Here is a 20,852-nt window from a genome sequence, read left to right on the forward strand (position 1 = left end):
ACCTTAGAAAATGAACCAAAACATCAATAAATATATACTTTCCCTTATCTTTACTGGCTTTATTTTTATTCTTCTCCCTTCGACTGCTTACGCAAATGAATTTAATAGCATAAATAAATATTTTGGCGTTACTCAACAGAAGACTGTTATAAATTACGAAAAAAGTCAACCCTCATCTATCGACAACCCTGTAGTAGACCCAAATTTTAATACTATGAGATCAAAAGATACTGAGAGTTCAACTGCTACTTATATAGTTATAGGTTTGTTAATTGCTGCAACAATTATCCCTTTAGCAACATGGTGGTATTTCTCTAAATAATAGAGAATTTATGAATCCCAAGGATTTAAGTATTAGTGAATATTCATCTTATATAGTTTTTATTACAGGGGGTACAAAGAGTGGCAAAAGTGAATTCGCGGAGCATCTTGCAAAGGAGGTAAAAAATTTATCATATGTTGCCTTATCTGAAAACAATTTGGATGATAAAGAATGGCAAGATAAAATTAATTTGCATCGAAAAAGAAGGCCAAAAGACTGGAAATTAATAGAAACGACAGATATATTAAATACATTAAGGAAAGAAGAAGGTCCATTATTAATAGATTCTATTGGCGGATTCGTTATGAAAAGTATTGGCAAGGAACAAAATGAATGGTCAACAAAAATGAATTCACTTATAAGTCTCTTAATGAAAAGAAAAAGCATTACAATTATTGTTGGAGAACAAGTAGGTTGGAGTTTGGTCTCTGAATATAAAATTGGTAATACATATATTGAAAGGATCGGCGAACTTCAAAAGAGAATAACCAAAATATCAAAAGATAATTGGCTGGCTATAAACGGCAGAGCAATCAAAATAGATGAAATAAGTATTGAAATACCTACTTAAAATTGGAAGTCGCTCTTTTTGAACCTAGAATCCCACAAAATACTGGTAATATTGCCAGATCATGTGCTGCATTTAATATACCTTTAAATCTTATAGAGCCCCTGGGTTTTAAGCTAGAAGATAAATATTTAAAAAGAGCAGGATTAGACTATTGGCCTCTAGTTACTGTTAATAAATATAAGAATTTTGAAAAATTTTTAACGTCAAAATCAACAAAAAGAATAATTTCTTTTAGTAAAAAAAATGGATTATATTTGAGGGATTTTAAATTTAAGCAAGATGATATTTTACTATTTGGGAGAGAAGATGCAGGATTACCGGATTCCATTATTGATAAAAGCGACTTTTTAATATCAATATTTATGCCAAATATACAGACTGGAAACAATGATCAAAAAGGTGTTAGAAGTCTAAACCTTTCTGTAGCATGCGGAATTGGTATATATGAGGCACACAAACAAATAAATTTTCAAAATGGTAATTAAGTACAACCAATGCCTTACAATATTCCCATGTCTCGGTAGCTCAGCTGGTTAGAGCGGCGGATTCATAGCCCGCAGGTCGCGTGTTCAAGTCACGCTCGAGACATTTTCAATACTTTTCAATTGAAGAACATAGATGAAATTTTAAATTAAATTAAAGTACTAATGACAGTTATGTTTAATTCACTCGGCACAGTCTTAGATCCAAAAAAATCTAATACAAAATATCCAGAAGCAAGAGTTATAGTTCTTGATGACAATTTCAATACTTTTCAGCATGTCGCAAATTGTCTTCTAACAATAATCCCAAGCATGAGTGAACAAAGGGCATGGGATCTAGCCATCAAAGTTGACAAGACAGGATCTGCAGAAGTATGGAGAGGTAATCTTGAACAGGCAGAGCTATATCATGAGCAACTATTCAGCAAAGGATTAACTATGGCTCCAGTTGAGAAAACATAAAATAAGTAAGATTGACAGAAAATTTTTGGCTTATAAATTCGAATCGTTCAAGGGTTAAAAAGTTTTCAAAGAATAATCAAAATAAAGATAAATTTTTTGAATATATGTTTATTGACTCTGGAAGAATTCTTGGTGTTTTAGGAAAAGAACCACCTCTTATGACAACAAGAGAAGAACTTAAAGTTGATAAAGCTAGAGATGAATGGAGAAAGTTAATCTCTCAAGGTTGGAGGAGAACAAAACCAGTTTGGGAAGACTATTAGTATCCAATATTGTTACTAGGATTAGTTATATAAATTATGAGATTTAGGACATAGTTAGCGGGTAAATTTAATGGCTTCAAAAGTAGCAAAGCCATTCCTTGAGTCACATTAAATTCTTTATTTTTCATAAAAAATAAAAGTCTCATTTTAATTATAAAAAGACTGTCAAATACGAACTAAAAATACTGAAAAAAGATATATAAGCATTTATAGATTAAGGATTTTCAAGATATCTAATATCTAAAACTTAATTTATAAAATTATTGATATAGGGTTACTTATTATTTTATTAAACAAAAAATCCACGTTATAATTAAATAATTCCCATTATTAATTACTTATAAATACCCAATGATGTATCTCATCACAAGCAAAAGATCAAGAGCTTTATTTGGTATTGGAATAATTGCTATAAGTATTGGATTAATATCAAAAAAAGTAATTAACTATCCAACTGGAGGTTGTATGAAAGGTACTCAAGAAATAACCTTTAATATCTAGCCATTAATTATCTTACATTTTCCTTAATTCCTAAATCCAGTCAACTTTGATAACTCTTTTAGTGAAAGTACACCTAAAATTAGTTCTCCATTTATTTCCCATGTGGGAAACCCTTTAATATTTTTATCAATGCATAATTGAGTTTGACTGTTTATGGCATCTCTTGCACATTCAACTACATTAAGTTCTCTATAAGCTTGCTTGCCAAATAATTCACTTTGATTAAGGCAATTAGGACACCAATATGCTGAATATTTAACTACACCATTATCTTTAAGATATTTTGCCAACTCGATTGATTCACTAGTGCTTTCTGAGGTGACTATAAGTTCTCTCTGATTATTTAAGTGGGAGCTATCTACAACACTTGGTAAAGTAAGCCAAACTAATAGTGGGATTAATAGACGTTTCATTTATTTACTACTTTTCCTCCATATTTTCTACTTATCTTATCAAGCAAAATTCGTATATCTTTATTTTTAAGTTTCTCTATTTGCTGAAGATTTTCAAGAAGATCACATATTTGATACTGTGTAACTTCATATAATTCACTTAGTGCCATTTGTATATTTAGAGTTTTATATTTCAATTTTAAATCGAAAGTAAATTTACACACTTATTGTATTTATATTTTTTTATTGCTATTTTTTTAGAGCGGGCTAAGGTTCATATCTCCACGAGGATTTAGTCCGCTGGATTTTTAAAGATTCAATTTATTTTGGATCCCTCTTTAAAAGTTGATTAGAAATATTCAAAAATATTTATCTTTGCTTAATTTCTAAATTCCATTGAAAAGAATTCTCATATAAACATTAATAGTGTGACACTATTTATTCAATAATGTTATTATTTCGCTTCATAACTTTCTTAAAATACTTAAACTCAATAAATTCATGCATCATTTTGATATCTTCAGATAATACTTCTTTATTTACTAAATATTCGTCCACATTAAGTGGAGATTTATTATTTTTAGAAAATGTTTCGTGATCAAAAGAATAGTTTATAATATCCCTTTTACCATCTTGATTTTGACTATAAGATTCATTTAATACACCTCGAGACCTTAACGCTTCCTCAACTAATAAACCTGTAACTTTTGACTGACTAAACTCATTAGCTGTACACAATTTTTCAATAATTTCATGAACTTCTTCACTTGGTAAAAAACCAATTCTTTTCCTCGGAGAGGGCATACTTAAAATAAATTAGTGTCACACTTGCACATTACAAGTGTTGCACTATATTTGATTTAAGTCAACTAATTTTGTTATGCATATTTTAATATTTCCTGCCGGATTTATTCTTTGGTATTTAGCTTACGAAGCTAAACCTATCATTAATGATGAAGTAAAACTTCATTGGGAAGAGAAAAATACAAATAAGAGAAATAAACTCTTAAATATAATCAACGAAAGCTTTTAAAATTTACTATCAATAGATTTTGACCATTCCTTGTGCTTATAATCTAGATCTGAGATTAACCGTTTTTGATAAGTAAGTTTGAGTTGATTTTCGTTAAGTGATTTTTTTGTGATAATCATCTCTTTAGAGAAAAAATCAGGAGTGTTAGAACTACTAATTTTTTTTTTGACTTCCATATAAATAATTTATCTATTTTTTTTATATGACTCAAAAGGTAATAGTCTTAATATTTTTATATTCTTTTTATATTTCCTTAATATATATTTTTAGCACGTTTGTTAAAAATATTAGTTTATCAAATAAAAAAGGCTATATTTAAACAAAATATATGTTTTATTATGAACCTTAAGGAGAGAGGGATTACTGTTGGAGACTTACTAATCATGCTAATAATAATAATCACTTCTACAATACTTATTAAAACAATTAACAAGGATAAGAAAACATCATTTAATTATAGTAATCAAGAGCAAGTTTCATATAAGAAAAACTATTTTCAAAAATTTATTTAAATAGCTTTTTTAAATTTTTATTAGAAAATTTTAATTAATTCATTAAAATATTATTTATCTTTTATGTGAAATTTAAAGAATTCAGAATAATAATGAGTTTATGGTTTTTTTAAATATTTTGATGAAATGATTTATAACTTTCCCATTTCATATTATCCTTTAAATCATTGAAATCATTTGATATTGAGACTAAATTTACCATTTGAAGAATTTGAGTTTTATTAAGCCTATTAATAGCAATAAGTTTATTAAGCATTGCTAAAACAGTTTTATCATTAATATTCATTGTTTGTATAAAAACTATAATTTGTCATTTCCTATAATTTATCTTATTATTTTAAAATTTACTTTTAAAAAATTAAAATTTATTTATTGATAAATATAAAAAACATTCAAAAAATCATCAAAAATAAAACTCTTACTGATAAGTAAAAATTTTTAGCTCACTTTCTTATAAATTCGTTTATTGTAAAAAGAAAAAAATGAAAAAAAACTTTAAGAAAGATTACCTTAATAGAGATGAAGTTAATGAAATGATTGAATCAGCTTTAAGGAGACACAATAGAAGATCTACAATAATATCAAGTGTACTTGGCTGGATTCTAATAGGAGGTTATTCCTTTGGACTTTTTCAAGCAGTACAAAATGTCTAATTAATCTTTTTTTTAGCTCAGAACTTGCTAGATGATAAATTAATATAAGACTAAGTATTCATCATGAGGGAATATATTAAGGCAAATCTTACAGTGATAAGAAAATTTATAAAAAAACGAAAAAAGTACACATCAAAATTAAATAATGCTTCGATAATGGAAGAATTCAAGGAATGGAGCAAAGATCCATTACCTGAGTCAGAATCAATTTGGACTTTACCTGACTTGACTAGAAATGAAAGACTAAAAAATTTTTGTCGCTCAATTAAAAAGGAAATAAGATAAGTTATTTACTACCTAGTTGTATATGATTTACTTTTAAGTAAAAATATCCTGCAAATCCCACTAAATTTAATATGACAACGAAAATCCAGGCTCCAATTGGCTGGTTGGAATCAAATTTTTTTATTTTAACTTTATCCTTTAGTCTTTCAATATATTTAGCCATAATTAAAATATTAAAAAGATTATTCTTAATTATAGGGATTTAAATTGTAAGGGAATCTTAAATAAAATAAAATTTCTTTTAATTAGAATTTTTATTGTCAAGTCTTTTTATGGGATATTTAATTAACTCCTTTTTGAGATTTTTTAAAAGTCTATTATGATTCAGAATTGTAAATTTTCTAGTAAAGGAATAATGCCATTTCATTGAATTAAAAAAAAACTTGCTAATTCATTATTAATAAAATTATAATATTTAATACGGTCATTCAGACCATACATAATTTAAATAAGGACAAATTTTTTCATGAGCTTAAGAGTTGGCCAAGAAGCACCAGACTTTAGTGCTACAGCAGTATATGATCAAGAGTTTAAGGAGATTACACTTTCAGGTCTAAGAGGTAAATGGGTTGTTCTATTTTTTTACCCACTAGATTTTACTTTTGTATGTCCTACTGAAATCACTGCATTTAGTGATAGATACCAAGATTTCTCAGCACTTAATACGGAAATACTTGGGGTATCAGTTGATAGCAAACACTGTCATTTAGCTTGGATACAAACCCCAAGAAATGAAGGTGGAATAGGTGATATTAACTATCCGTTAGTTTCTGACTTAAAAAGAGAAATCTGCCAAGCGTACAATGTCCTTAATGATGATGGAGAGGCCGATAGAGGTTTATTTCTTATCAATCCTGAAGGAGTAGTTATGCATACGACTGTTAACAAGGCTCCTGTAGGTAGAAATGTTGATGAAACACTAAGGATTCTTCAAGGTTATCAATACGTTGCAGCGAACCCAGATGAAGTATGTCCAGCAAACTGGACCCCCGGAGAGAAAACAATGTTAGAGGATCCCAAAGGTAGCAAGGAATATTTTTCTGCGCTATAGAAGGTTTAAAAATTTTAAGTAAGTATTGAGTAGTAAATAATTATAAAAAAATAAAAAATAAACATATTCAAAAAGGGGATGATATCCCTTTTTTGAGGTTTGGGTACGATCCAATCACTTAAATTAGTTTTATATGATATGAAGGACCACGTATAAAAAGAAATTTCTATGGAGACTAAGATAAAAAGATTAATTAAATTTAAGTCATTTAAACCAAAATATCTATAAATATGAAACTGATCATCAACACTAATATTATTTATTTGAAGATGCCAAAGATAGAGAGAAATCAAAATAAAATTTACCAATATTATTTTCTTTAACAGAAACCTAGATTTCTTAAAAATTAATAAAATAGAAATTAAAAATATGAAAAAACTTAACTGTGGAATATCCTGTTTTGGTATATTAATTCCATCAAGAAATAAATTAAATATAAGATCAAAATTTATATATATATAATCAGCTATAAAGTAAGAAAGAAATATTAAATTTATTGCTACTAAGAATAATAATCTTTTTCCTAAAATTATTTTTTCACTATGAATTTTATCCTTATTAAAATTATAGTATGTATAGTTTTTTAAAGAGTTTAAACACACTATAGATGGACATATTGCTCCACTCAAATAGTAAAGTATCGAATAAAAGGAAATATCATTAATATTGAATGAATACAAATTAAACCATTGTTTTTGTACAAATGGAAGAATAAGTAAAAATAAAAATGTAACTAATAACTTCGTTGTATTATTTTTAATTATCAAGAAAATATTTTTTTTTAATTTAAAACAAATAAATCAAACTTTCAACAATTTAGAAGTTGTTAATTTAAAAACTTTTTTATCTATAGTTTCTTGAATTAGAAGTATATCAACTAATTTATCTAATAAGACTCTATTTTTTTTCAATATTTTTATTGAATTATTTAATGAAATTTTTGAAATATTTATGATTTCATTATCTATTCTAGAACTAGTATTTTCTGCTATGAGAGGCTTTCTTCTAAATAATCCATCTCCTAAATACATTTCATTATTATCAGATTCCATTGAAATTGGACCAATAATTGAGAATCCATATTTTGTTACCATTTCCCTTACGATATTTGTCGCATAAGAGATATCATTTAATGAGCATTGTGTAATTTCACTTTCACCAAAAACTATCGTTTCTGCCGCTCTTCCAGCTAAAGCAATTTCAATTTTTGAAAATAAAAATTTTTTTGAAATCAAGCCACTAGAAATTACATCTTCGTCAGGGCATATTTTTGTATATCCCCCTAAAGATCCAGATCTAGGTAAGATCGTAATTTTATCAACTGATTCGATTCCATTTCTCACAGCAGATACAATAGCTCTACCTACCTCGTTATAAGCAATAATTTTTTTCATATTTGGAGAAGTTATTAATGAACTTCTCAGGCCGATGGTAATTTTATCAAGAGCATTTTCTATATGAAGATCACTGATCAATTTAGATTCATCTCTTGCACAGTGAATAGCACTCTCATTCATCAAATTTGCAAGATCTGCTCCCGAAAATCCAACTGTCCTAGAAGCCCAATATCCTAAGTCAACTTCGCCTGAAAGTGGTTTGGAAAGTGAGTGAACTGAAAGAATTTTTTTTCTTCCATCTAAATCTGGAAGCATTACTTCAATTTTTCTATCAAATCTACCTGGTCTTAATAATGCTGCATCTAAAATATCTGGTCTATTTGTTGCTGCCAAAACAATAATCCCAGAATTATCAGCAAAACCATCTAATTCAGTTAAAAGCTGATTAAGGGTTTGTTCTCTTTCATCATTTCCTCCTCCGATCCCAGAACCTCTTTGCCTTCCTATAGAATCAATTTCATCAATGAAAATTATACAGGGAGATTTTTCCTTAGCCTTAGAAAAAAGATCGCGAACTCGGCTTGCACCAACACCAACAAAAAGTTCAACAAACTCTGATGCCGATATTGAGAGAAAAGGCACTCCTGATTCACCAGCAATTGCTTTAGCCAATAAAGTTTTACCTGTTCCTGGTGGGCCAATTAAAAGAACTCCCTTAGGAACTTTTGCTCCAAGACTTTCAAATTTCTTTGGTTCTTTCAAAAATGTTATTACCTCTTTTAATTCCTCAGCGGCTTCAGGGACACCAGCTACATCATCGAATCGCGTTTCTACATCATCAATAGTTACAAATTTAGCTTGATTTTTGGTAAAACCAAAGGCTCTGGAAGCCAATTTTGATGTACTCCTCAATATTAAAACTACAGCTAATATAAAAATCAGGAAAAGGCTTATTGAAGCAAATGAATTTGCAGCTGAGGCTTCTTTTCTACTATTGTTAATAGTTAGATCCACCTTGTTTTCAGTAGCCTTTTCAAGGATTAATTGATCGTTGTAAAGGATAGGTATTTTAAATTTATCGCCATTTTTATATAGAACATCAATTTCTCTCTGCCTAGGATAGAAAAATATTGATTCTATTTTCCCCGTCTCTATATCTTTTAGAAGATCCGAATAACTTGATTTAGAATCTGAATATGAGAATTTTGATCTAAACACTAATCTTTACAAGTGATTAATAAAGCATATATGCTTATTTAAAAAATTGACGTATATAAACAAAATATACTCAAAAGTTTTGGAGATAACCAGTTAAAGGTTATATTATTATATGGAAATAAAAAAACAGAATGGCTGTACCAAAGAAGAAAAAATCAAAGAGCAAAAGGAACCAAAGGCACGCTGTTTGGAAAGGGAAAGCAGCAATAGCAGCTCAAAAAGCTATATCTTTAGGCAAATCAGTTTTAACTGGAAAAGCTCAAGGATTTGTTTATCCTATTGAAGAAGAAGAAGAAGAATAGCTTTTAAGATCCCAATTTAAATGCTTCAAGTATAACGGCATAAATTGCACCAATTCTTAATTTATCAACTACGGTCCATAGATAATAAAATTTTGAACTTGCGGAAGGTTTAATTCTTATAATGATTTCAATAAAAATGATAATTATTGGAACCATAATTAACTCATTTTTACCTTCAGATATAAATTTTGTTAGAAAATTGGCAAACAAAAAATAACCTATCAAAACAGAAATTAGACCAATAGATTTTTTCCTCCAAGTATCACTTAGAAACCCAAAAAATAAATTATTTAACTGATAGATGATTCTCGAAAAATTAGTTTTTTGCATTACTAAAAGACACTAAATAATCACTTAGAAAGCTAAAGTCAACATATGATTTTTTTAGTTTAGGACCTTTAATTACATTTGCCACATTATTCTCGTCACCAAGACTGTCTAGAATACAATCTAATTTAATATTTTTTTCAAGAACAACTGGGATATTTGAAGGAACAAAAATTGTGGGTAAGTTAGCTGCCAAGGAAGATTTTAATCCTGGGTTGGAGTCTTCGAAAACAATTGAGTTATTTTTGTTTATACCACTTAATTGAATTGCCTTTAAATAAGGAAATGGATTTGGTTTCTTTAATTCAACGTCTTCACTTGAAATAATGAACTCAAAAGGATTGAAGCCATGAAAAAGGTATTCAACAAGAAGATCAACTTGATTTCTTGAACTTGAAGTAACAATAAATTGTCTTACTTTTTTTCTATGTAATTCATTTATTAATCTAAAAACACCAGTTTTGAAACTAACACAATTTTTTTTTATAATTTCTAAATAATGAAACTGCTTTGTTTCATGAATCTTGAGAATTAAATCTTCTGAGAAATCATAATTATTCGATTTAGCGTAATAAGCAATCCTATTTTTACCCCCATTTATCTTCAAAAGTTTTATGTATTTATTTGTATCCCAATTCCAATTAATACCAAGATCATTGAAAGCATTATTAAAAGCAGGTAAATGTGCCTCTAATTCAGTATTTGCGATGGTACCATCTAAATCCCAATAAACCCCCTCAAGATAAGTCACCAAAAAGAATTACTTTTATTTACGGTAAAATACAAGAGCAATTATTGCTGGTCCTGCTAACGCAACTACAGCCAAAGGAATAAGTGTTGCCATGATAAATGAATATGTTTTGTGATACTATTTTTACAAATAAATGACGAAACTGTACTGATACGTTACAAGATTGAATTAAATTATGAAATCATGGACATGTATAGAAAATTGCGGAGCTTGTTGTAAATTCGAATTGAATGAAAGAAGTGATTTGACTGACAAACTGAACAAAGAAGATATAGCTTTGATAAATTCGATGACTGCTAAAGACGGTTGGTGTAAAAACCTAGACAGAGAAAATAAGAAATGCTTAATTTATGAAACCAGACCACATTTTTGCCGGGTAAGTGAATTTTCAACTGCATTTAAAGGATATTTGAAATCTGGTGATAAATTTTTAATAGATTGCTGCAAACAACATATTTCATCAAATTATGGATATCAAAGTAAAGAGATGAAAACTTATAAAATTGCTGTTTCAGAAAAATGAATAGTAAATTAGAAAAAAAAGAAAACAATATAGAAAAAAGTTTTTTTTCTATATTCATAACGACTTTTACAACAATTTTTATTGCTGAACTTGGCGATAAAACTCAGATAGCAACATTAATGCTTTCTGCTGAATCCGGCAGGCCAATAATTGTTTTTCTTGGAAGTTCTCTAGCATTAATAAGCTCTAGCATAGTTGGGGTTCTTATTGGTAAATGGGTATCAAAAAAAATATCTCCTAGCAAATTTGCTTTATCTACTGGTGCTTTAATGATATTGATAAGTATATTTTTAGCATATGAAACTTTCAAAAATTATTTTTAAATGGTTTTAAGTTTATTACTATCAACATTTCTAACAGTTTTCATAGCTGAATTAGGTGACAAAACTCAACTAGCTACTTTAACTATAAGCGGCACTTCAAATAAACCATTAGCAGTTTTTCTAGGATCATCTTCAGCACTTGTTTTTGCGAGTTTACTAGGAGCTTTAACAGGCGGTTCTATTTCAAGTTTTTTACCCGAAGTAGTTCTTAAGTCAATAGCCTCCATTACATTTTTCATCATAGGTATAAGGCTTTTCATCAACTCTTTCTCCATCGAAAAAGAAGAAAAAGAAGAGAAAAAAAATAATTAGTTTTAAGCTTGGATAATAAGGTGTAATAATGAAGTGTATACCACTAATTAATTAAATAATTTCATTTAGATCATGTTCACAACATCTTCAATAATTGATAATCTTAATCAGTCGGAAGGGTTAGAATATAAAAAATTATGCAGATTATTAAAAATAACAAAGAAATCTGATAAAGATAAATTAGATATTGCTTTAACAGCTTTAGAAAAACTTGAAATAATTAATAAGAATGAAGATGATGAGTATACCTGCATAAAAAATAGTGATCATCTTGTCGCCAAAATAAGATGTAGTAGCAAAGGTTATTGCTTTGCTGTAAGGGGAAAAGAAGAAGAAGATATTTATATTAAAGAAAATCTACTTAACTATGCATGGAATGGAGATAAAGTTTTAGTAAGGATAATAAAAGAGGGTTATAGAAGAAGATCACCTGAAGGAATTGTTGATTGTATTCTTGAAAGATCAAATCAAATACTTCTTTCTAAAGTTGAAATAATAAACAATGATGTATATGCAATCCCAATAGACGATAGGATCCTTTCTAAAATTAAACTTCCAAAAGAGAATAAAAAATACACTTTCAAAGCAGACAATAAGAATATAGTAAAAGTTGAGATTGATAGATTTCCCATAGGTCAAGAAGAAGGACTAGGTCATGTGATACAAGAACTAAAACTAAACAATAATGAGGAATATGATACAGACTTTGTTTTATCTAAAAGCAATATCGTTAAGTCATACAATTTAAATAATCTTGATTCAAAAAAAACAGAAAAAAGGGACAGGATAGACCTCACAGATAAAAACTCTTATTTATTCAAAAGTTGGAATTCTAATAATTCTCCAATGCTCCCAATGATTCAAATAGAGCAGGAAAAAAATAAAAGTACTAAATTATGGATACATACAAATAATCTTGCAGAAAGAATAGATCTAACTAGTAAAAAATCTCTAGAAATATTATTTAAAGGCTTTGAATCTTTACCCTTATTAAATGATTGGCAAAACTACCTTAGTGAAGCCATAAGAAATGATTCTGAATTTAAACTTGATGAAAAGAATGAAGCAATAAGCCTCTGTCTGCATTTAGATAGTGATAATGAAATAATTAATTGGTCATTTCATCTTACTTTAGTAAAATGTTCTCTTATTGTTAGAAGTGAACATACTGAGGCGCTTCTAACTAGAAAAAGTAAATCAAGAATAACCTCTCGCGTATTAAAACCTATAAAGGAATACATAGAAGATTTAGATAAAATACTTGAAATTTCATGTTCATTCAGACAAAGACATATTTTGGAGGGTAAGGTTGAAATTCCTTCGCCACTCAATAATATAGAAGCTCTAAAAGAATTTTTTATTCACAATCCAGCTGAATATTCAAAAGGATATTTTGAATCATTAAATAAGGGAGATTGCCAAACTTACCTTTCGTCAATACTGTATGAAGCTAATTTAATATGGTTTAAACATTCAAATCAATATGGCTTAAAAAGCGCAGGATACATCTCAAAGGGAATAGATTACGTTAATGCAAATGAAATTATTAAATATTCAGAATTTATTGATAATGATATAGAGCTCAATGAAGATGGTAATTGCACATTTAGTCAAGTAATTAAATTATGTGGCGATGATAATAAAAAAAGAATCTTACATAAACTTCTAATTAATGAATTTAATAACAATGAAATAAGGTTGATATCTAAAAATATTGATAATGATGAATCAGAAAAATTATTTATTTCTCCATGGACAATTCCTGGATTTGACTTCACCAATCTTATAAACCAGTACTGTATTTTTAATATGATAATAAATGGTAAGAAATCAAAGAAAAATAATATTAATCCAATCAATATATCGGAAAGTAATTCATTAGACTTAGTAAATTGGGATATATTTAATTCGTCAATTTCAAAAAATCTAGAAATATTATTTAACAAATTTGTAATAGATAAACTTAATGAATTCAAGTACAAAGTGAACCAATACAAATCTAATATGATAAATATAAAAAAAGTAAGAAAAGCAGAAAAATTACTAGGTAATATTTATAGTGGTTTTATATTATCAGTGCAAACATACGGTTTCTTCGTTGAGATATCAGAACTAAATGTAGAGGGTTTAGTACACGTCAGCACTCTTAATAATGATTGGTATGAATACAGATCAAGGCAAAATCTATTGATTGGAAGAAAATCTAAAAAATCATATAAAGTTGGAGATGCAATAGAAGTTAAAATCATAAAAGTAGATATTCTTAAATATCAAATTGATTTAGAATTAACATAAATAAATGTCACTATATTTATTTTTGAAATATTAACCAAAAAATTTAAGATAACTTTTTTTGAATTATGTTTAAAAAAAAATATTTATTATTAACTCTTCTTTTAATAATAATTTTTCAAATTTTATTATACACAAATAATAATCAGAAGACTTCATTTAGATACTTTAAATGGACTCTCCAAGAAGTAAGTATAGGTAAATTAATCAGTATTTCTTTTTTTTCTGGTTTATTTGTAAGCACTTTATTGAATACAACTATTACTAGTACTAGTTTCAGAAAAAAAACCTTCGAAAATGTTGAAGATGATTTTGTATCTCGCAATAACGATGAAAATATGGAACCAAACCTTGAGATGCCGCCACAAAGAGATATTAGAGAAACTCAACCAACAATTTCTGTTAATTACAGAGTTGTCAAAAATATGAATGATACTAATTTTAAAAAAGATATAAATTATTCAAATCCAGATAATGAAGATGACTGGGATAATACTGATAATGATTGGTAGAAAAATAAATTAATTAAAAAAAATTTTTTAACTTATTATTTTTAACTTATAATAAGAAAAATGGATTTTTTTATGGAAGAAAATTTAGATAAAAATAATGAAGTAAATAATGAAATATCTGACAACACTACTAAATCAAAATCTGAGGAAATAAAAGAACTTAAATCAGAAAAAGTTATCAATATGGAATTAAATAATGGCGATTCTGAAAGTAATACTGCTTCTAAAGTTGTTACAAAAAATGAAATTGATATTCCCACCAAATCTATCCCTAAACCCAAAAAAGAACTGCCAATAGAGAAAAAGCCTTTCCAAGAATTTATTAACGTACATTTAATTCCTGCACTAAAGGAAGAGATTAATCAAAGAGGATTAGAAATAAAAAATATTAATCTCACAAACACCAATAGACCTATTGCTGGAGACAAATGTTGGGTAATAAATTGTGAAATTAAAGATACATGTAACTTTTGGTTATCCTTTGAGAAAGATGAAATTAGTTCATTAAAAAGTATTTCTTTATCAAAACCTAATCAAAAACCCAGCATTATTGAATCTTTTCTTATCGACGAAAAAAGAATTACCCTGAAGTTAATTATTTCAAGAGTACTTCAGAGATTGAATGGACAAAAGTTAATTGGAGTTAATTAAAGAAACAATAACACCAAGTTAACTTTTCCCTCGAAAATACAAATAATAGTAAATAATAGTATTAATAAATTAAATAAAAAATGACTCAATCAACTATTGAATCAAAAAATAAGAAAGATGTTAATAATGGGAAGATACCAGCGAAAGAAACAATTTTGTCTCCAAGATTCTACACAACAGACTTTGAGGCGATGGAAAATATGGATTTATCAATAAACGAGGAGGAATTGGAAGCTATATGTGAAGAATTTAGGAAAGATTACAATAGGCATCATTTTGTAAGAAATAGTGAATTTGAAGGTGCTGCAGAAAAATTAGATCCTGAAACAAGAGAGCTTTTTGTTGATTTTCTTGAGGGAAGTTGTACTTCTGAATTTTCAGGTTTTTTACTTTACAAGGAACTTAGCAAAAGGATTAAAGATAAAAATCCCCTTCTTGCTGAATGCTTTGCACATATGGCCAGAGACGAAGCTAGACATGCAGGTTTTTTGAATAAGTCAATGAGTGACTTTGGCCTACAGTTAGATTTAGGCTTTTTAACAGCCAATAAAGATTACACTTATTTCCCACCAAGAAGTATTTTTTACGCCACTTATCTATCTGAAAAAATAGGTTATTGGAGATACATAGCAATTTATAGGCATCTTGAAAAGAACCCAGATAGCAAGATTTTTCCACTATTTAATTACTTTGAGAATTGGTGTCAAGATGAAAATAGACATGGTGATTTCTTTGATGCATTAATGAAAGCACAACCACGTACCGTTAAATCATTAAGCCAAAAAATTACCATTGGGGGCTCTACCTTTACACATCCACTATTTGATTATTTTCATAGATTTAGATACTTTTTGAACAATCTTCCATTAACATCTAAGTTGTGGTCTAGATTTTTCTTACTTGCTGTATTTGCAACTATGTATGCGAGGGATTTGGGAATCAAGAAAGATTTCTACGCTTCTCTAGGATTAAATGCTAAAGATTACGACCAGTATGTTATCAACAAAACAAATGAAACTGCAGCTAGAGTTTTCCCTGTGGTAATGGACGTTTATGATAAATCTTTTTATGGAAGATTAGACAAAATAGTAGAGAATAATAAGGTTCTTTCCGATATTGCAAACAGTGATGGAAATAAAGTATCTAAAACTTTTAAGAAATTACCTAAATATTTATCAAACGGTTACCAGTTATTAAGACTATACTTATTAAAACCTCTTGATAGCAAAGATTTCCAACCTTCGATTAGATAATCTTTAATATAAAGAAGATTTATAAAGTCATATGCTTTCGTCACAAATCAAATTTAATGAAATCACTTTTGGTTGTTGCAATAAAGATTTATTAGAAGAAATTATTTTCTATGGGATGGGACTTGGGGCTGATTTTGTAGAAATATTTATAGAGAATACAGACAACTCAAGCGTTCTAGCTGAAGATGATTTCATTACAAGTGTAAGTCCATCATTTGGAAGGGGTGCTGGTATTAGAATCTTCAAAGATAAAAAGGATGGATTTGTAAGTACAAATGATTTAACAAAGAATGGCTTGATGAGGTCGGTATCACAAGCTATTGAGATGTTAGACATAACAGATAATAAAAATAGAGAAGTATTTAATGGTCTAGATAAACATAGGGACTATAGTTTATCCAAGAAAAAATGGATTAATGAAGTCCCATCGATTCATGAGATAAGTGAAAAACTATTAGTCAGCACAAAGGCTCTTAAAAAAAATAATAAAATAATAACTAGAAAAGGAAGCTACTCAAGAAATCTCCAAGAGGTAATCATAGCCTCTAGCGATGGAACCTATGTCTCAGATATTAGGTTATATCAAACAGTTGGACTCAACGTGATTGCTAGTGATGCCCAATATAGATCTAGTGGAAGTAGAAGATTTGGGTCGTCAGGAATGCCTAATGAATTCAGATTATGGGATCACGAAAAAGCAGCTAATGATGTATTCGAAAGCTCAATGAACATGCTATACGCAGATTATGTTGATGCTGGACAAATGCCTGTTGTATTAGCTAATAAATTTGGTGGTGTTATATTCCACGAAGCCTGCGGTCATTTACTTGAAACTACTCAAATAGAGAGAGGAACAACACCTTTTGAGAATAAATTGAATGAAAAAATTGCACATGAATCCGTAACAGCAATAGATGAAGGAATTTCAGAGGGATCCTTTGGTTCATTATCAGTAGATGATGAAGGTATGGAACCCGAAAAATCAGTTCTTATAAAAGATGGAATTTTAAAAAAATTCATATCTGACAGGGCAGGTGAATTGAGAACTGGCCATAAAAGAACAGGAAGTGGAAGAAGACAAAATTATTCTTTTGCTGCAGCTTCACGAATGAGAAATACTTATATAGCTAAAGGTGAGCACTCTAAAGAGGATTTAATCAATAGTATTAGTGATGGTCTTTACTGCAAATCAATGGGTGGTGGCAGTGTAGGTGCTACAGGACAATTTAATTTTGCAGTAGAAGAAGGATATCTTATTAAAAATGGAAAATTAACTAATCCAGTAAAGGGAGCAACTTTGATTGGTGAGGCTAAAGAAGTTATGCCAAAAATATCAATGTGCGGAAATGACCTCGAATTAGCTCCTGGATTCTGTGGATCCATCAGTGGAAGTGTCAACGTAACTGTAGGCCAACCTCATATTAAGGTTGATTCAATAACTGTTGGCGGAAGATAGGTTATGAATTCAAAAGAAATAACAACTCAAATCTCTGAAGCTGCAGATTCTCTAAATCTTAAAAAATGGGATTATGGTGCAAGCTTTTCTAATGATTATTCTGTGCAAGTAGATAAAGGTGAGGCTAAACAACTTAAGGCATCACAAAAGCAAATTTTAACTATAAGAGTTTGGAACGAATCTAATTTAGTTGGTATCACATCAACTAGTGATATAAGTGAATCTGGTATTAAAAAAGCTCTAAATCAGGCAAATATTGCATCTGATTTTGGCAACAAGAATGAGAGAACAGAATTCTCACCACTAGCCAAGGATCCTATTGAAGTTAAAGACTCAAAAAAAAGAAATCCTGTTGGTATAAAAAAATTACTTACTATTTTAAGAGAAGCAGAAGTAAAACTATTAGAAAGCCATGAATCCATAAAATCTGTTCCGTATAATGGTCTATCTGAGAGTTTTTATGAGAGAGTTTATGCAAATAGTGATGGTGCCTTTCGTAGTTATACCAAGAGTCAAGCTGCACTTTATTTATATGCAAGAGCAGAAGAAAAAAATAAGAAACCTCGTAGCTCAGGTTCTGTAAAACTTGGATATGGAGTTGAAGATATAGATATAGAGTCGTGTATTAAAGACGCTTCTAATAAAACAATTTCTCATTTAAATTATTCATCTATTAAAACTCATAAATATTTAATATGTTTTTCTCCTGAGTCTTTTTTAACGATCATTAATGCCTTTAGTTCAATGTTTAATGCTAGAAGCATTTTAGATGGAGTTAGCTTATCTAATAAAAATTCTATTGGAGAGAAACTATCTACAGAAGCACTTAATATTTATGATGATGGTCTTCACGAAAAGAATATTTCTTCATCACCATTTGATGGAGAGGGAACTCCTACGAAAAGACTATGTTTAATTAACAAAGGGAGACTTGAAAATTTTATGCATTCCGAATCAACTGCAAGAATATTTAAAACAATGCCCACAGGCCACGCTGGACTAGGATCAAAAGTCTCAGTATCCCCTGATTGGATAGTAGTTGAGAAATCAGAGGAGAACTCAAATCTAAAAACATCATTAGATCACTCTACTTATGAGGGAGAATTTGTTTATATTGAAGAATTAAATGCAATTCATGCTGGTGTAAGAGCAAGTCAAGGTTCATTCTCTCTGCCATTTGATGGATGGCTCTATAAAAACGGTAAAAAAATCTCAATAGAATCTGCAACTGTAGCGGGGGATATCAAATATCTTTTGAAGAATATAGTAAATATTGAATCAAACCAAGAAGTTACAACAAGTGGAATTTCTCCACATATATGGGTAGATGAATTATCAATAACAGGTGACGCGTGAGAATTATATTCTGGGGAACACCTGAATATTCAATTGCGAGCCTTGATATTTTTATTAAATCTAAGCACGAGGTAATTGGAGTAGTTAGCCAACCCGATAAGAAAAGATCTAGGGGAAATAAATTAATATCCTCACCTGTTAAAAGCTTTGCCGAACAAGAATCTATAAAAATTTATACACCAAAAAAAATCAGGGGAAATATAGATTTTATAAATGAACTTAAATCACTATCTTGTGATCTATTTATCGTTATAGCTTACGGGAAAATATTACCCAAAGAGATATTGGAAATCCCAAAATTTGGATGTTGGAACGCGCATGCTTCATTACTTCCAAGATGGCGTGGTGCAGCCCCAATCCAATGGTCACTAATAAAAGGCGATGAATTTACTGGTGTAGGAATTATGAAAATGAATGAGGGACTAGATACTGGTGACTTATTATTGGAAGAAAAAATTAAAATTGGTGATGAAGATAATTTAAATACACTATCGGAAAAACTTAGTATTTTATCTGCAAAATTATTATTATATGCCACATCACTAATCGGAGAAAATATTTATAAAAATACTAATTCTCAATTAACAAAGCAAAATTCCCTTGGGAGAGAAATTACATACGCAAGAATGATTGAAAAATCAGACTTTAAAGTTGATTGGGATAATGAGGCAATTGAAATTTCTCAAAAAATAAAAGGATTATACCCTCGAGCAAATACAACTTTTAGAGGTAAGAACCTAAAAATACTTAAAATCAAAGTTTTGAGCAATGATGAAATTAAAAATAAAAAATACCTTTTCATGGGCAATTATTCAAGACCAGGTATTATTCTTGCTGTAATAGAAAATGAAGGGATAATAATATCAACTAAAAATGATCCGGTTATTTTGTTAGAAGCAAAACTTGAAGGCAAAAACATTTCTAGCAAAAAGCAATTGATACAACAGTTAAAGCCATCAGTAGGTGAATATCTCTCAGATTAAGTTTTAGATTCTTTTTTAGAGAATCCCCAAATGAAGGCAAAAAGAATCAAAAAATAAAAATAATAGTCTGGAAGAATGGATTCTTTAATTAACGTATTTAGTAAAAGTTTAATCCCCACTATTAAAATTGCTACGTAACCGGCTGTTTCTAATCTAGAAAATATATCCAGAAGTTTTAGAAAAATCCCCGATGTAAATCTTAAGGCTAATACTCCAATCACTGCTCCAAATATAATTAATATGTATTGATCACTGATAGCTACTGCAGTAGTGATACTATCTATTGAAAAAGCAAAATCAGTAATTGAAAGAAGCGCTACAACCCTTAAGAACCTAGAATTATTTTTATTATTATCTCTCCCATTTTCTGTGTTTTCTATATCTGAACTTAAAAAAACATTTGAGAAGAATAAGTATATTAAATAAAAACCAGCAAAAACTCTAATAAGAACAAACTTTAGAAGAACATTAGATAATATGATCAGAATAATCCTAAATAATAAAGATATTGTTATGCCAATATTTAAGGCTCTTGACCTTAATTCTGAACTGTCGAGAGATTTAGTAAGAGAAGCTAGTGCGACAGCATTATCCGCCGATAATAATAATTCTAGAGCAATTAATATTGGTAAAAGTGTAAAGATTTCGTACCAACTATCTACCTGATCTAGTGTGGGTATAAAAGAATTTATTGCAGCTGAATCCATCAAATATTATTCACAATCAGTA

32 protein-coding genes and 1 tRNA gene are annotated in these 20,852 nt (G+C 29.0%); 22 read left to right on the forward strand and 11 right to left on the reverse strand.

Translation table 11 applies throughout. The features are described from left to right. Nucleotides 1-10 precede the first annotated feature (10 nt). From HA140_RS04910 to HA140_RS04935, 6 genes are all read left to right on the forward strand, one after another. The gene (locus HA140_RS04910) at nucleotides 11-322 is read left to right on the forward strand and encodes a fusion glycoprotein F0 (protein ID WP_209040019.1); all 312 of its coding nucleotides are present in this window, start codon (nucleotides 11-13) and stop codon (nucleotides 320-322) included. Between the two features lie 10 nt (nucleotides 323-332). Further along, entirely contained in the window at nucleotides 333-893 is a 561-nt protein-coding gene (locus HA140_RS04915; protein WP_209040020.1) for a bifunctional adenosylcobinamide kinase/adenosylcobinamide-phosphate guanylyltransferase, read from the forward strand. Nucleotides 894-895: 2 nt separating this feature from the next. Further along, nucleotides 896-1,378, forward strand: coding sequence for a tRNA (cytidine(34)-2'-O)-methyltransferase (locus tag HA140_RS04920; protein ID WP_209040021.1), 483 nt, complete (start codon nucleotides 896-898; stop codon nucleotides 1,376-1,378). 29 nt (nucleotides 1,379-1,407) lie between these two features. Next, nucleotides 1,408-1,481: transfer RNA gene (locus HA140_RS04925), tRNA-Met, on the forward strand. Nucleotides 1,482-1,549: 68 nt separating this feature from the next. After that, the gene (gene clpS, locus HA140_RS04930; protein WP_209040022.1) at nucleotides 1,550-1,837 is read left to right on the forward strand and encodes an ATP-dependent Clp protease adapter ClpS; all 288 of its coding nucleotides are present in this window, start codon (nucleotides 1,550-1,552) and stop codon (nucleotides 1,835-1,837) included. A gap of 11 nt (nucleotides 1,838-1,848) precedes the next feature. Next, nucleotides 1,849-2,100 (forward strand): DUF1651 domain-containing protein, encoded by a 252-nt coding sequence (locus HA140_RS04935; protein ID WP_209040023.1) that lies wholly within the window; start codon nucleotides 1,849-1,851, stop codon nucleotides 2,098-2,100. Here HA140_RS04935 and HA140_RS09420 read toward each other — a convergent pair. Beyond that, nucleotides 2,097-2,228: a hypothetical protein gene (locus HA140_RS09420; protein ID WP_257008952.1), complete on the reverse strand. Its 132-nt coding sequence runs from the start codon at nucleotides 2,226-2,228 to the stop codon at nucleotides 2,097-2,099. The genes HA140_RS04935 and HA140_RS09420 overlap by 4 nt on opposite strands. A 223-nt stretch (nucleotides 2,229-2,451) precedes the next feature. Between HA140_RS09420 and HA140_RS04940 the strand changes: the two genes are divergently transcribed. Next, the gene (locus HA140_RS04940; RefSeq protein ID WP_209040024.1) at nucleotides 2,452-2,601 is read left to right on the forward strand and encodes a hypothetical protein; all 150 of its coding nucleotides are present in this window, start codon (nucleotides 2,452-2,454) and stop codon (nucleotides 2,599-2,601) included. Nucleotides 2,602-2,624: 23 nt separating this feature from the next. Here the strand turns inward: HA140_RS04940 and HA140_RS04945 are convergent, their stop codons facing one another. From HA140_RS04945 to HA140_RS04955, 3 genes are all read right to left on the reverse strand, one after another. Then, nucleotides 2,625-3,014 carry a hypothetical protein gene (locus HA140_RS04945; RefSeq protein WP_209040025.1) on the reverse strand — a complete coding sequence of 130 codons (390 nt, stop codon included), beginning with the start codon at nucleotides 3,012-3,014 and terminating at the stop codon, nucleotides 2,625-2,627. Then, entirely contained in the window at nucleotides 3,011-3,163 is a 153-nt protein-coding gene (locus tag HA140_RS04950; RefSeq protein ID WP_209040026.1) for a hypothetical protein, read from the reverse strand. Before HA140_RS04950 ends, HA140_RS04945 begins: the two co-directional genes overlap by 4 nt. Nucleotides 3,164-3,431: 268 nt before the next feature. Next, nucleotides 3,432-3,797: a hypothetical protein gene (locus HA140_RS04955; protein ID WP_209040027.1), complete on the reverse strand. Its 366-nt coding sequence runs from the start codon at nucleotides 3,795-3,797 to the stop codon at nucleotides 3,432-3,434. A 76-nt stretch (nucleotides 3,798-3,873) separates the two neighbouring features. On the opposite strand from HA140_RS04955, the gene HA140_RS04960 reads away from it, so the two are divergent. After that, the gene (locus HA140_RS04960; RefSeq protein WP_209040028.1) at nucleotides 3,874-4,026 is read left to right on the forward strand and encodes a hypothetical protein; all 153 of its coding nucleotides are present in this window, start codon (nucleotides 3,874-3,876) and stop codon (nucleotides 4,024-4,026) included. Here HA140_RS04960 and HA140_RS04965 read toward each other — a convergent pair. Both HA140_RS04965 and HA140_RS04970 read right to left on the reverse strand, forming a co-directional pair. Further along, the gene (locus HA140_RS04965) at nucleotides 4,023-4,202 is read right to left on the reverse strand and encodes a hypothetical protein (protein ID WP_209040029.1); all 180 of its coding nucleotides are present in this window, start codon (nucleotides 4,200-4,202) and stop codon (nucleotides 4,023-4,025) included. The genes HA140_RS04960 and HA140_RS04965 overlap by 4 nt on opposite strands. A 445-nt stretch (nucleotides 4,203-4,647) precedes the next feature. Beyond that, nucleotides 4,648-4,824: a hypothetical protein gene (locus HA140_RS04970; protein ID WP_209040030.1), complete on the reverse strand. Its 177-nt coding sequence runs from the start codon at nucleotides 4,822-4,824 to the stop codon at nucleotides 4,648-4,650. A gap of 196 nt (nucleotides 4,825-5,020) precedes the next feature. Between HA140_RS04970 and HA140_RS04975 the strand changes: the two genes are divergently transcribed. Together HA140_RS04975 and HA140_RS04980 are read left to right on the forward strand one after the other, a co-directional pair. Further along, nucleotides 5,021-5,191 carry a hypothetical protein gene (locus tag HA140_RS04975; protein WP_209040031.1) on the forward strand — a complete coding sequence of 57 codons (171 nt, stop codon included), beginning with the start codon at nucleotides 5,021-5,023 and terminating at the stop codon, nucleotides 5,189-5,191. A gap of 63 nt (nucleotides 5,192-5,254) precedes the next feature. Next, the gene (locus HA140_RS04980; protein WP_209040032.1) at nucleotides 5,255-5,476 is read left to right on the forward strand and encodes a hypothetical protein; all 222 of its coding nucleotides are present in this window, start codon (nucleotides 5,255-5,257) and stop codon (nucleotides 5,474-5,476) included. Between the two features lies 1 nt (nucleotide 5,477). Here HA140_RS04980 and HA140_RS04985 read toward each other — a convergent pair whose 3' ends face one another. Then, the gene (locus tag HA140_RS04985; protein ID WP_209040033.1) at nucleotides 5,478-5,639 is read right to left on the reverse strand and encodes a hypothetical protein; all 162 of its coding nucleotides are present in this window, start codon (nucleotides 5,637-5,639) and stop codon (nucleotides 5,478-5,480) included. Nucleotides 5,640-5,942: 303 nt separating this feature from the next. Here HA140_RS04985 and HA140_RS04990 point away from each other — a divergent pair, with 303 nt between their 5' ends. Next, entirely contained in the window at nucleotides 5,943-6,527 is a 585-nt protein-coding gene (locus HA140_RS04990) for a peroxiredoxin (protein WP_025881525.1), read from the forward strand. An 800-nt stretch (nucleotides 6,528-7,327) separates the two neighbouring features. Here HA140_RS04990 and ftsH read toward each other — a convergent pair. Then, the gene (gene ftsH, locus HA140_RS04995; protein WP_209040034.1) at nucleotides 7,328-9,082 is read right to left on the reverse strand and encodes an ATP-dependent zinc metalloprotease FtsH; all 1,755 of its coding nucleotides are present in this window, start codon (nucleotides 9,080-9,082) and stop codon (nucleotides 7,328-7,330) included. Between the two features lie 131 nt (nucleotides 9,083-9,213). Here ftsH and rpmF point away from each other — a divergent pair, with 131 nt between their 5' ends. After that, on the forward strand, nucleotides 9,214-9,384 hold the full coding sequence (gene rpmF / locus HA140_RS05000; RefSeq protein ID WP_002805281.1) for a 50S ribosomal protein L32: 171 nt from the start codon (nucleotides 9,214-9,216) through the stop codon (nucleotides 9,382-9,384). 3 nt (nucleotides 9,385-9,387) lie between these two features. Here the strand turns inward: rpmF and HA140_RS05005 are convergent, their stop codons facing one another. Beyond that, nucleotides 9,388-9,714: a DUF565 domain-containing protein gene (locus HA140_RS05005; RefSeq protein ID WP_209040035.1), complete on the reverse strand. Its 327-nt coding sequence runs from the start codon at nucleotides 9,712-9,714 to the stop codon at nucleotides 9,388-9,390. Then, on the reverse strand, nucleotides 9,701-10,462 hold the full coding sequence (locus HA140_RS05010; RefSeq protein ID WP_209040036.1) for an HAD-IA family hydrolase: 762 nt from the start codon (nucleotides 10,460-10,462) through the stop codon (nucleotides 9,701-9,703). Before HA140_RS05010 ends, HA140_RS05005 begins: the two co-directional genes overlap by 14 nt. Nucleotides 10,463-10,637: 175 nt before the next feature. Here HA140_RS05010 and HA140_RS05020 point away from each other — a divergent pair, with 175 nt between their 5' ends. From HA140_RS05020 to fmt, 10 genes are all read left to right on the forward strand, one after another. Further along, complete coding sequence (locus HA140_RS05020) at nucleotides 10,638-10,985, forward strand: YkgJ family cysteine cluster protein (RefSeq protein WP_209040037.1); 348 nt, start codon at nucleotides 10,638-10,640, stop codon at nucleotides 10,983-10,985. Continuing rightward, nucleotides 10,982-11,308: a TMEM165/GDT1 family protein gene (locus HA140_RS05025; RefSeq protein WP_209040038.1), complete on the forward strand. Its 327-nt coding sequence runs from the start codon at nucleotides 10,982-10,984 to the stop codon at nucleotides 11,306-11,308. Before HA140_RS05020 ends, HA140_RS05025 begins: the two co-directional genes overlap by 4 nt. After that, a complete protein-coding gene (locus HA140_RS05030; protein WP_209040039.1) occupies nucleotides 11,309-11,620 on the forward strand; it encodes a TMEM165/GDT1 family protein in 312 nt (103 codons plus the stop codon). It abuts the gene before it with no gap. A 72-nt stretch (nucleotides 11,621-11,692) separates the two neighbouring features. Further along, nucleotides 11,693-13,915 carry an RNB domain-containing ribonuclease gene (locus HA140_RS05035; protein WP_209040040.1) on the forward strand — a complete coding sequence of 741 codons (2,223 nt, stop codon included), beginning with the start codon at nucleotides 11,693-11,695 and terminating at the stop codon, nucleotides 13,913-13,915. Between the two features lie 65 nt (nucleotides 13,916-13,980). Then, nucleotides 13,981-14,424, forward strand: a complete 444-nt coding sequence (locus tag HA140_RS05040; RefSeq protein ID WP_209040041.1) for a hypothetical protein — start codon at nucleotides 13,981-13,983, stop codon at nucleotides 14,422-14,424. A gap of 72 nt (nucleotides 14,425-14,496) precedes the next feature. Then, nucleotides 14,497-15,075: a DUF2996 domain-containing protein gene (locus HA140_RS05045; RefSeq protein ID WP_209040042.1), complete on the forward strand. Its 579-nt coding sequence runs from the start codon at nucleotides 14,497-14,499 to the stop codon at nucleotides 15,073-15,075. Between the two features lie 80 nt (nucleotides 15,076-15,155). After that, nucleotides 15,156-16,328, forward strand: a complete 1,173-nt coding sequence (gene acsF / locus HA140_RS05050) for a magnesium-protoporphyrin IX monomethyl ester (oxidative) cyclase (protein WP_209040043.1) — start codon at nucleotides 15,156-15,158, stop codon at nucleotides 16,326-16,328. A 31-nt stretch (nucleotides 16,329-16,359) separates the two neighbouring features. Beyond that, entirely contained in the window at nucleotides 16,360-17,784 is a 1,425-nt protein-coding gene (locus HA140_RS05055) for a TldD/PmbA family protein (RefSeq protein ID WP_209040044.1), read from the forward strand. 3 nt (nucleotides 17,785-17,787) lie between these two features. Continuing rightward, on the forward strand, nucleotides 17,788-19,140 hold the full coding sequence (locus HA140_RS05060) for a TldD/PmbA family protein (protein ID WP_209040045.1): 1,353 nt from the start codon (nucleotides 17,788-17,790) through the stop codon (nucleotides 19,138-19,140). Further along, a complete protein-coding gene (gene fmt / locus HA140_RS05065) occupies nucleotides 19,137-20,123 on the forward strand; it encodes a methionyl-tRNA formyltransferase (RefSeq protein WP_209040046.1) in 987 nt (328 codons plus the stop codon). The genes HA140_RS05060 and fmt overlap by 4 nt, the downstream gene beginning before the upstream one ends. Here the strand turns inward: fmt and HA140_RS05070 are convergent. Further along, a complete protein-coding gene (locus tag HA140_RS05070) occupies nucleotides 20,120-20,830 on the reverse strand; it encodes a TerC family protein (protein WP_209040047.1) in 711 nt (236 codons plus the stop codon). The two genes, fmt and HA140_RS05070, sit on opposite strands and share 4 nt — an antisense overlap. Nucleotides 20,831-20,852 lie beyond the last annotated feature (22 nt).

It is taken from the genome of Prochlorococcus marinus CUG1417 (genome assembly GCF_017695975.1).
Classification (GTDB): Bacteria; Cyanobacteriota; Cyanobacteriia; order PCC-6307; family Cyanobiaceae; genus Prochlorococcus_A; species Prochlorococcus_A marinus_AG.

Coding starts and splice junctions, on each gene's coding strand:
- HA140_RS05020 (WP_209040037.1), top strand. CDS start 10,638: ATGAAATCATGGACATGTATAGAAAATTGCGGAGCTTGTTGTAAATTC.
- HA140_RS05045 (WP_209040042.1), top strand. CDS start 14,497: ATGGAAGAAAATTTAGATAAAAATAATGAAGTAAATAATGAAATATCT.
- HA140_RS04980 (WP_209040032.1), top strand. CDS start 5,255: ATGAGGGAATATATTAAGGCAAATCTTACAGTGATAAGAAAATTTATA.
- HA140_RS05070 (WP_209040047.1), bottom strand. CDS start 20,830: ATGGATTCAGCTGCAATAAATTCTTTTATACCCACACTAGATCAGGTA.
- HA140_RS04975 (WP_209040031.1), top strand. CDS start 5,021: ATGAAAAAAAACTTTAAGAAAGATTACCTTAATAGAGATGAAGTTAAT.
- HA140_RS04965 (WP_209040029.1), bottom strand. CDS start 4,202: ATGGAAGTCAAAAAAAAAATTAGTAGTTCTAACACTCCTGATTTTTTC.
- HA140_RS05025 (WP_209040038.1), top strand. CDS start 10,982: ATGAATAGTAAATTAGAAAAAAAAGAAAACAATATAGAAAAAAGTTTT.
- rpmF (WP_002805281.1), top strand. CDS start 9,214: ATGGCTGTACCAAAGAAGAAAAAATCAAAGAGCAAAAGGAACCAAAGG.
- HA140_RS04970 (WP_209040030.1), bottom strand. CDS start 4,824: ATGAATATTAATGATAAAACTGTTTTAGCAATGCTTAATAAACTTATT.
- HA140_RS05030 (WP_209040039.1), top strand. CDS start 11,309: ATGGTTTTAAGTTTATTACTATCAACATTTCTAACAGTTTTCATAGCT.
- HA140_RS04960 (WP_209040028.1), top strand. CDS start 3,874: ATGCATATTTTAATATTTCCTGCCGGATTTATTCTTTGGTATTTAGCT.
- HA140_RS04910 (WP_209040019.1), top strand. CDS start 11: ATGAACCAAAACATCAATAAATATATACTTTCCCTTATCTTTACTGGC.
- clpS (WP_209040022.1), top strand. CDS start 1,550: ATGTTTAATTCACTCGGCACAGTCTTAGATCCAAAAAAATCTAATACA.
- HA140_RS05035 (WP_209040040.1), top strand. CDS start 11,693: ATGTTCACAACATCTTCAATAATTGATAATCTTAATCAGTCGGAAGGG.
- HA140_RS04985 (WP_209040033.1), bottom strand. CDS start 5,639: ATGGCTAAATATATTGAAAGACTAAAGGATAAAGTTAAAATAAAAAAA.
- HA140_RS04945 (WP_209040025.1), bottom strand. CDS start 3,014: ATGAAACGTCTATTAATCCCACTATTAGTTTGGCTTACTTTACCAAGT.
- acsF (WP_209040043.1), top strand. CDS start 15,156: ATGACTCAATCAACTATTGAATCAAAAAATAAGAAAGATGTTAATAAT.
- HA140_RS04940 (WP_209040024.1), top strand. CDS start 2,452: ATGATGTATCTCATCACAAGCAAAAGATCAAGAGCTTTATTTGGTATT.
- HA140_RS04950 (WP_209040026.1), bottom strand. CDS start 3,163: ATGGCACTAAGTGAATTATATGAAGTTACACAGTATCAAATATGTGAT.
- HA140_RS09420 (WP_257008952.1), bottom strand. CDS start 2,228: ATGAAAAATAAAGAATTTAATGTGACTCAAGGAATGGCTTTGCTACTT.
- HA140_RS05060 (WP_209040045.1), top strand. CDS start 17,788: ATGAATTCAAAAGAAATAACAACTCAAATCTCTGAAGCTGCAGATTCT.
- HA140_RS04990 (WP_025881525.1), top strand. CDS start 5,943: ATGAGCTTAAGAGTTGGCCAAGAAGCACCAGACTTTAGTGCTACAGCA.
- HA140_RS05055 (WP_209040044.1), top strand. CDS start 16,360: ATGCTTTCGTCACAAATCAAATTTAATGAAATCACTTTTGGTTGTTGC.
- HA140_RS05040 (WP_209040041.1), top strand. CDS start 13,981: ATGTTTAAAAAAAAATATTTATTATTAACTCTTCTTTTAATAATAATT.
- HA140_RS04955 (WP_209040027.1), bottom strand. CDS start 3,797: ATGCCCTCTCCGAGGAAAAGAATTGGTTTTTTACCAAGTGAAGAAGTT.
- HA140_RS04915 (WP_209040020.1), top strand. CDS start 333: ATGAATCCCAAGGATTTAAGTATTAGTGAATATTCATCTTATATAGTT.
- HA140_RS05005 (WP_209040035.1), bottom strand. CDS start 9,714: ATGCAAAAAACTAATTTTTCGAGAATCATCTATCAGTTAAATAATTTA.